Here is a 5,593-nt window from a genome sequence, read left to right as displayed (position 1 = left end):
GCTTGACGATGACCTACTCTCACATGGGGAAGCCCCACACTACCATCGGCGATGCATCGTTTCACTGCTGAGTTCGGAATGGGATCAGGTGGTTCCAATGCTCTATGGTCGTCAAGCAATTCGGTTGCTGTGCGTTTGTTAGTCCACACAACGAAAGGGGTGGGTCGGTGATAGAAGCTATGACAAGCTCAAGGTCTGTAATCTCGTGCCGTTCCTGACTGTCGTTCTCAATCGGTGCAAGCCATGGCCCAAATTGTTTGGGCGTTATATGGTCAAGCCACACGGGCAATTAGTACTGGTTAGCTCAACGCCTCACAGCGCTTACACACCCAGCCTATCAACGTCGTAGTCTTCGACGGCCCTTTAGGGGGATCAAGTCCCCAGTGAGATCTCATCTTGAGGCAAGTTTCCCGCTTAGATGCTTTCAGCGGTTATCTTTTCCGAACGTAGCTACCCGGCAATGCGTCTGGCGACACAACCGGAACACCAGGGGTTCGTCCACTCCGGTCCTCTCGTACTAGGAGCAGCCCCTCTCAAATCTCAAACGTCCACGGCAGATAGGGACCGAACTGTCTCACGACGTTCTAAACCCAGCTCGCGTACCACTTTAAATGGCGAACAGCCATACCCTTGGGACCGGCTTCAGCCCCAGGATGTGATGAGCCGACATCGAGGTGCCAAACACCGCCGTCGATATGAACTCTTGGGCGGTATCAGCCTGTTATCCCCGGAGTACCTTTTATCCGTTGAGCGATGGCCCTTCCATACAGAACCACCGGATCACTAAGACCTACTTTCGTACCTGCTCGTCGTGTTGGACTCGCAGTCAAGCGCGCTTTTGCCTTTATACTCTACGCACGATTTCCGACCGTGCTGAGCGCACCTTCGTACTCCTCCGTTACTCTTTAGGAGGAGACCGCCCCAGTCAAACTACCCACCATACACTGTCCTCGATCCGGATAACGGACCAGAGTTAGAACCTCAAAGTTGCCAGGGTGGTATTTCAAGGTTGGCTCCACGCGAACTGGCGTCCACGTTTCACAGCCTCCCACCTATCCTACACAAGCAAGTTCAAAGTCCAGTGCAAAGCTATAGTAAAGGTTCACGGGGTCTTTCCGTCTAGCCGCGGATACACTGCATCTTCACAGCGATTTCAATTTCACTGAGTCTCGGGTGGAGACAGCGCCGCCATCATTACGCCATTCGTGCAGGTCGGAACTTACCCGACAAGGAATTTCGCTACCTTAGGACCGTTATAGTTACGGCCGCCGTTTACCGGGGCTTCGATCAAGAGCTTCGCCGAAGCTAACCCCATCAATTAACCTTCCGGCACCGGGCAGGCGTCACACCCTATACGTCCACTTTCGTGTTTGCAGAGTGCTATGTTTTTAATAAACAGTTGCAGCGGCCTGGTATCTTCGACCAGCCAGAGCTTACGGAGCAAGTCCTTCACCCTAGCCGGCGCACCTTCTCCCGAAGTTACGGTGCCATTTTGCCTAGTTCCTTCACCCGAGTTCTCTCAAGCGCCTTGGTATTCTCTACCTGACCACCTGTGTCGGTTTGGGGTACGATTTCTAGTTACCTGAAGCTTAGAGGCTTTTCCTGGAAGCATGGCATCAACCACTTCTCTTTCTAAAAGAAAGATCGTCATCAGTTCTCGGCCTTGAAATCCCGGATTTGCCTGAGATCTCAGCCTACCACCTTAAACACGGACAACCAACGCCGTGCTGGCCTAGCCTTCTCCGTCCCCCCATCGCAGTAACCAGAAGTACGGGAATATTAACCCGTTTCCCATCGACTACACCTTTCGGTCTCGCCTTAGGGGTCGACTCACCCTGCGTCGATTAACGTTGCGCAGGAACCCTTGGTCTTCCGGCGTGGGAGTTTTTCACTCCCATTGTCGTTACTCATGTCAGCATTCGCACTTCTGATACCTCCAGCCAACTTCTCAATTGACCTTCACAGGCTTACAGAACGCTCCTCTACCGCACATCCTAAGATGCACCCGTAGCTTCGGTGTATGGTTTGAGCCCCGTTACATCTTCCGCGCAGGCCGACTCGACTAGTGAGCTATTACGCTTTCTTTAAAGGATGGCTGCTTCTAAGCCAACCTCCTAGCTGTCTAAGCCTTCCCACATCGTTTCCCACTTAACCATAACTTTGGGACCTTAGCTGACGGTCTGGGTTGTTTCCCTTTTCACGACGGACGTTAGCACCCGCCGTGTGTCTCCCGTGCTCGCACTCACTGGTATTCGGAGTTTGCATGGGGTTGGTAAGTCGGGATGACCCCCTAGCCCAAACAGTGCTCTACCCCCAGTGGTGATACACGAGGCGCTACCTAAATAGCTTTCGAGGAGAACCAGCTATCTCCGAGCTTGATTAGCCTTTCACTCCTATCCACAAGTCATCCGCTAACTTTTCAACGGTAGTCGGTTCGGTCCTCCAGTGCCTGTTACGGCACCTTCAACCTGCCCATGGATAGATCGCCCGGTTTCGGGTCTATACCCAGCGACTATACGCCCTATTAAGACTCGGTTTCCCTACGCCTCCCCTAGACGGTTAAGCTCGCCACTGAATATAAGTCGCTGACCCATTATACAAAAGGTACGCAGTCACCGAACAAGTCGGCTCCCACTGCTTGTACGCATACGGTTTCAGGATCTATTTCACTCCCCTCACAGGGGTTCTTTTCGCCTTTCCCTCACGGTACTGGTTCACTATCGGTCAGTCAGGAGTATTTAGCCTTGGAGGATGGTCCCCCCATGTTCAGTCAACGTTTCACGTGCGCCGACCTACTCGATTTCACGGCTAAGAGTCTTTCGTGTACGGGGCTATCACCCACTATGGCCGCCATTTCCACAGCGTTCCACTAGACTCTAAACCGCTTAAGGGCTGCTCCCCGTTCGCTCGCCACTACTTGGGGAATCTCGGTTGATTTCTTTTCCTCCGGGTACTTAGATGTTTCAGTTCCCCGGGTTCGCCTCACATACCTATGTATTCAGTATGTGATACCTGTCTTATGACAGGTGGGTTTCCCCATTCAGAGATCTCCGGATCAAAGGTCGTTTGCCACCTCCCCGAAGCTTTTCGCAGGCTACCACGTCTTTCATCGCCTCTGACTGCCAAGGCATCCACCGTATGCGCTTATTCACTTGACCATATAACCCCAAACAATCTGCGTCTTGCGACCGATTGCTCAAAGCCTATGTCTTGACATGATTTCACGACAATCCGGAACTTGCACTTGAGATTACAAGTTACCTTAGCCATAACGTGTGCAGTGAAACACCCGTTATGTCTTGTCTACTTCTATCACTTTCCCACATTGTTAAAGAGCGACTGATCAAAGATCAGACATCAATCATCCCGGTTTATCCAGGGATCATTCATGTATGAACTCTTATCGAGTACCGGCGCGTTGTGCTGTTGTCCTGGTGGAGCCAAGCGGGATCGAACCGCTGACCTCCTGCGTGCAAGGCAGGCGCTCTCCCAGCTGAGCTATGGCCCCGTTCAGACCTGACACCTCGACAATTGGTGGGTCTGGGCAGATTCGAACTGCCGACCTCACCCTTATCAGGGGTGCGCTCTAACCAACTGAGCTACAGACCCAATCATCTTGGTCTGTCACCTGTTGCTTAAAACCACAGACCCAATCGCCTTTCTTTCGGAATCAAGTAATTCGTGTGAGTGCTTGAAAAACAGAGGTGATCTTTCGATTAAGGAGGTGATCCAGCCGCAGGTTCCCCTACGGCTACCTTGTTACGACTTCACCCCAGTCATGAATCACACCGTGGTAACCGTCCTCCCGAAGGTTAGACTAGCTACTTCTGGTGCAACCCACTCCCATGGTGTGACGGGCGGTGTGTACAAGGCCCGGGAACGTATTCACCGTGGCATTCTGATCCACGATTACTAGCGATTCCGACTTCATGGAGTCGAGTTGCAGACTCCAATCCGGACTACGAGAGACTTTATGGGATTAGCTCCACCTCGCGGCTTGGCAACCCTTTGTATCCCCCATTGTAGCACGTGTGTAGCCCTGGCCGTAAGGGCCATGATGACTTGACGTCATCCCCACCTTCCTCCGGTTTGTCACCGGCAGTCTCCTTAGAGTGCCCACCATAATGTGCTGGTAACTAAGGACAAGGGTTGCGCTCGTTACGGGACTTAACCCAACATCTCACGACACGAGCTGACGACAGCCATGCAGCACCTGTGTCTGAGTTCCCGAAGGCACCAATCCATCTCTGGAAAGTTCTCAGCATGTCAAGGCCAGGTAAGGTTCTTCGCGTTGCTTCGAATTAAACCACATGCTCCACCGCTTGTGCGGGCCCCCGTCAATTCATTTGAGTTTTAATCTTGCGACCGTACTCCCCAGGCGGTCAACTTAGTGCGTTAGCTGCGCCACTAAAATCTCAAGGATTCCAACGGCTAGTTGACATCGTTTACGGCGTGGACTACCAGGGTATCTAATCCTGTTTGCTCCCCACGCTTTCGCACCTCAGTGTCAGTATCAGTCCAGGTAGTCGCCTTCGCCACTGGTGTTCCTTCCTATATCTACGCATTTCACCGCTACACAGGAAATTCCACTACCCTCTACCGTACTCTAGCTCAGCAGTTATGAAAGCAGTTCCCAGGTTAAGCCCGGGGATTTCACACCCATCTTACTGAACCACCTACGCGCGCTTTACGCCCAGTAATTCCGATTAACGCTTGCACCCTCTGTATTACCGCGGCTGCTGGCACAGAGTTAGCCGGTGCTTATTCTGTCGGTAACGTCAAAATTGCTGGATATTAGCCAACAACCCTTCCTCCCAACTTAAAGTGCTTTACAATCCGAAGACCTTCTTCACACACGCGGCATGGCTGGATCAGGGTTTCCCCCATTGTCCAATATTCCCCACTGCTGCCTCCCGTAGGAGTCTGGACCGTGTCTCAGTTCCAGTGTGACTGATCATCCTCTCAGACCAGTTACGGATCGTCGCCTAGGTGAGCCATTACCTCACCTACTAGCTAATCCGACCTGGGCTCATCTGATAGCGCAAGGTCCGAAGATCCCCTGCTTTCTCCCGTAGGACGTATGCGGTATTAGCGCCCGTTTCCGAACGTTATCCCCCACTACCAGGCAGATTCCCAGGTGTTACTCACCCGTCCGCCGCTGAATCCGGGAGCAAGCTCCCTTCTTCCGCTCGACTTGCATGTGTTAGGCCTGCCGCCAGCGTTCAATCTGAGCCATGATCAAACTCTTCAGTTAAAAACTGCTTGGGTTTTGAGAAAACCCTAAACTTGGCTCAGCCGTACAAATAAACTCGATGAATTCACAGAGTAACTTGCGTTGGCTGATAATCTGTTGATCATCCGGCCTATTTCGCAAGCACCCACACGAATTACTTGATTCCAATTTGTTAAAGAGCGATTCGGTCAGCGTCTCCGCCTAACCAAGGCCGCGCATTCTACGCCAACCTTATGATCTGTCAAGTGTTTTTGTGAACATTCTTGCTCGCTCACCACCTGCTTCTCCGACCTGAAACCTTACCGCCGTTCCGGGCCAGGGAGGCGCATTCTACAGGAGCCTAGCCCCTTGTCAACGCCT

Annotated in this window: 2 tRNA genes and 3 rRNA genes; all 5 read right to left on the bottom strand. The window is 52.3% G+C overall.

From position 1 onward, the window contains the following. A 5S ribosomal RNA gene (gene rrf, locus CQ007_RS18705) occupies nucleotides 1-116 on the bottom strand. 152 nt (nucleotides 117-268) lie between these two features. Beyond that, nucleotides 269-3,158, bottom strand: a 23S ribosomal RNA gene (locus CQ007_RS18700). 274 nt (nucleotides 3,159-3,432) lie between these two features. Beyond that, nucleotides 3,433-3,508: transfer RNA gene (locus CQ007_RS18695), tRNA-Ala, on the bottom strand. Between the two features lie 24 nt (nucleotides 3,509-3,532). Continuing rightward, nucleotides 3,533-3,609: transfer RNA gene (locus CQ007_RS18690), tRNA-Ile, on the bottom strand. A gap of 108 nt (nucleotides 3,610-3,717) precedes the next feature. Continuing rightward, nucleotides 3,718-5,254: ribosomal RNA gene (locus CQ007_RS18685) — 16S ribosomal RNA — on the bottom strand. The 16S, 23S and 5S rRNA genes sit together here with 2 tRNA genes alongside, the layout of an rRNA operon. Nucleotides 5,255-5,593 lie beyond the last annotated feature (339 nt).

Origin of the sequence: Pseudomonas sp. MYb185 (assembly GCF_002979975.1) — a bacterium.
GTDB lineage: Bacteria > Pseudomonadota > Gammaproteobacteria > Pseudomonadales > Pseudomonadaceae > Halopseudomonas.
This window is presented reverse-complemented; position numbering and strand designations above follow the sequence as displayed.